The organism is Actinocorallia lasiicapitis, assembly GCF_054778695.1.
Genome location: NZ_BAAGZI010000493.1, coordinates 1 through 3,787, shown reverse-complemented (window position 1 = coordinate 3,787; position 3,787 = coordinate 1). Strand labels below are relative to the sequence as shown.

General features: G+C 69.5%; 2 protein-coding genes and 1 pseudogene. All 3 read left to right on the top strand.

Annotation, left to right across the window (positions count from 1 at the left end; translation table 11 throughout):
* Positions 1-920 (top strand): annotated as a pseudogene (locus ACYVE7_RS30900) (hypothetical protein); the annotation flags it as partial.
* Positions 921-976: 56 nt separating this feature from the next.
* The gene (metG, locus tag ACYVE7_RS30895; protein WP_460369704.1) at positions 977-2,755 is read left to right on the top strand and encodes a methionine--tRNA ligase; all 1,779 of its coding nucleotides are present in this window, start codon (positions 977-979) and stop codon (positions 2,753-2,755) included.
* 16 nt (positions 2,756-2,771) lie between these two features.
* A complete protein-coding gene (locus ACYVE7_RS30890; RefSeq protein WP_460369702.1) occupies positions 2,772-3,560 on the top strand; it encodes a TatD family hydrolase in 789 nt (262 codons plus the stop codon).
* Positions 3,561-3,787 lie beyond the last annotated feature (227 nt).

Here is a 3,787-nt window from a genome sequence, read left to right as displayed (position 1 = left end):
CCAAGGTCCGCGCCCGCCGTCGCCGCCGCCGTCTCACGGCCGCGGCCGTACTCGCGGTGGTGGCAGCGGTCGGCGGGCTCACACTGCCCGAGGAGCCGTCCACACCGTCGGCGGCGGGCGGCCCCGACGTCTACACCGCGCCCGACGGGACGGTCTACCGCGAGATCCCCGTCGACTGGACCACCGGCCCGATGGCAGCCACCACCCAGCTCGCCGGACGGGGCCTGCCGATCGCGATCCGGGCGGTCTGCCCCGATCCGCACCGGTTGATCTACACGCTGTCCGACACGACCGGGGACGCTTCGGGCGAGGCACGCGCCGTCATGGGGTCGGGATCGATGACGTGCTCGCCGTCGGGGGTTCCCGAGGATCTGACGATGCTCGGCGGCTCGCAGTCGGCGTCGTTCGTGCTCTCCACCCGGGACACCGCACCGCTGCCCGAGGGGCTGGCCCTCACCGTCTATGAGTGGACGCCGCCGCGTGCTCCGAACGCGGTCGCCCCGGCCCTGCCGCCCCTGAAGCTCCACGGGGAGCGGATCCTCGCCGAGGGGACCGCGAGCTGGCCCGCCACCGACAAGATCACCCTCAGGATCCCGGCGACCCGCGCGAACCTGGCGATCAGGGTCGGCTGTGTCGGCGCACCGGCGGTGGGCGCCGCCATCAAGATCGCTCCGGTGATCGGGTGGCCCGAACCGCTGGCCTGCTACGAGGATTCCTTCTCCTATCCGCGGACCTGCGTCGTCGGCCCCGACTACGACCCCCTGACCTGCGCCGACACCGGCCCCGCCGGCCGCTATCTCCCCGCGCACTCCCGGCCCCGGACGCTGACGTTCACGCTGATCCCGTCCTCGCCGATCTACCGGACGCGGCCCGCCACCTGGCGTGTGATCGTCAGCACCTGCGAGGCCGAAAGGTGCTGAGCCCCCGGGGTGAAAAAGGAGGCGGAGCGGGGTGCGGGGGCCCGTAGGCTTAAGGCATGTCCCGTCACATCCTCACCGCCCCGGCCTGGCCGTATGCCAACGGGCCCCGTCATATCGGCCACGTCTCCGGGTTCGCGCTGCCCTGCGACATGTTCAGCCGGTACCAGCGGATGCTGGGCAACCAGGTGCTCATGGTCTCCGGCACCGACGAGCACGGGACTCCGATCCAGGTCCAGGCGGACAAGGAGGGCGTGACCCCCCGCGAGCTCGTCGACCGGTACAACCGGATCATCGTGGACGACCTGTACGGGCTGGGCATGTCGTACGACCTGTTCACGCGCACCTCGACGGAGTCGCACTACGCGGTCGTCCAGGAGATCTTCAAGGGTCTGCACGACAACGGCTACGTGTTCCCGAAGACGACGATGGGCGCGATCTCCCCGTCCACCGGGCGTACCCTGCCGGACCGGTACATCGAGGGCACCTGCCCGATCTGCGGTTACGGCGAGGCGCGCGGCGACCAGTGCGACAACTGCGGCAACCAGCTCGACCCGATCGACCTGGTCAACCCCGTCTCGAAGATCAACGGCGAGACCCCGAAGTTCGTGGAGACCGAGCACTTCATGCTCGACCTGCCGGCCTTCACCGAGGTGCTGGGCCGCTGGCTGAACGGCAAGACGGGGGAGTGGCGGCCGAACGTCCTCAAGTTCTCCCTGAACCTGCTCGACGACCTCCAGCCGCGCGCGATCTCCCGCGACCTGGAGTGGGGCGTGCCGATCCCGCTGGACGGCTGGCGTGAGCAGCCCAACAAGCGGCTGTACGTGTGGTTCGACGCGGTCATCGGCTACTTCAGCGCGTCGGTGGAGTGGGCGCGCCGCACCGGCGACCCCGAGCGGTGGCGCGAGTGGTGGCAGAACCCCGACGCGCTCGGCTACTACTTCATGGGCAAGGACAACATCGTCTTCCACTCGGAGATCTGGCCGGCGATCCTCCTCGGCTACAACGGCGAGGGCGACCGCGGCGGGAACCCCGGCTCGCTCGGCGAGATGAACCTGCCGACGGAGGTCGTGTCGAGCGAGTACCTGACGATGGAGGGCAAGAAGTTCTCCTCCTCCCGCCAGATCGTGATCTACGTCAAGGACTTCCTGGCCCGCTACGATGTCGACGCGCTGCGCTACTACATCGCGGTCGCCGGGCCGGAGAACCAGGACACCGACTTCACCTGGCAGCAGTTCGTCGACCGCAACAACGGCGAGCTCGTCGCCCAGTGGGGCAACCTGGTCAACCGGTCGGTGTCGATGGCGGCCAAGGAGTACGGGGCGATCCCCGAGGCCAAGGACCTCACCGACGCCGACCGCGCCGTCCTCGCCAAGGCACGGGACGCCTTCGCCAAGGTCGGCGCGGAGCTGGCCCGCTCCCGCTTCAAGAACGCGATCACCGAGGCGTTCGAGGTGGTCCGCGAGGCCAACAGGTACCTGGCCGACGAGGAACCCTGGAAGATCAAGGACGATCCGGTCCGCAAGGGGACGATCCTGCACGTCGCGCTGCAGGTCGTGAACGACGCCAAGACCCTGCTCACCCCGTTCCTGCCGAACTCCTCGCAGAAGATCTTCGAGATGCTGGGCGGCGAGGGCGTCTGGTCGGGGATGCCGCGGATCGACGAGGTGTCCGAGGGCGAGCGCACCTACCCGGTGATCACCGGTGACTACACGGTCGCGCAGGCGCGGTGGGAGCACCGGCCGATCACCGCGGGCACGCCGCTGGCGCGTCCGGTGCCGCTGTTCCCCAAGCTCGACCAGTCGGTGGTCGAGGAGGAGCTGGCGCGCCTTGCCTGAGGTGAAGGAGCCTGAAGTGAAGGAGACGGTGCCGCTGCCCGTCGCGGTGTTCGACAGCCACTGCCATCTCGATCTGCTCGAGATGACGGTGGCGCAGGCCGTCGCGAAGGCGCAGGCCGTGGGCGTCACCCGGATCATGACGATCGGCTGCGACCTGCCGTCGTCGGAGTTCGCGGTCCGCACGGCCGCCGAGCATCCGGACGTCTACGCGGGGGTGGCGATCCACCCCAACGAGGCCAAGGACATCTCGGACGAAACCCTGAAGGTGATCGCCGATCTGGCGGCTCTGCCCCAGGTCGTCGCGGTCGGCGAGACCGGTCTGGACTACTACCGCGACCACGCGGGCAAGGACGACCAGCAGCGGTCGTTCCGCGCCCACATCGCGATCGCGAAGCAGACCGGCAAGGCCCTGGTCATCCACGACCGGGAGGCCCACGACGACGTCCTGCGGCTCCTGGACGAAGAGGGCGCACCGGACAAGGTGGTCTTCCACTGCTTCTCGGGTGACGCCGGGATGGCCCGGATCTGCTCGGACAAGGGCTATGTCATGTCGTTCGCCGGGAACGTCACGTTCAAGAACGCCCAGCCGCTCCGGGACGCCCTGGCCGTCGCGCCCCTCGAACTGATCCTGGTCGAGACCGACGCGCCGTTCATGACCCCCGTCCCGCACCGCGGCAAGCCCAACTCCTCCGACCTGATCCCGCACACGGTGCGGCTGATGGCCGAGGTGAAGGGCGTCGAGGTCGACGCGCTGTGCCGGGCGATCGCGGCGACCGGAGAGCGGCTTTTCGGCTTCGCGTCCTGACACGCACAACCCGGGACGTTTGGGTGACGAGCTGCGCACGGAGAGTAATCACGTCTAGGGTCCTGTGCCCGTGACTGGTTCCGGACGACACGCGGCCGGCAGGCCGCCCAATCTGGCGCTGCCGCTGCTGGCGCTGATCCCGCTGCTGGCCCTCGCCGCCGGAGGCTGGCTGCTGTTCGCGCAGCTCGGCGGCGCACCCGACGTCACCCTCGCGGGCGACACGGCCG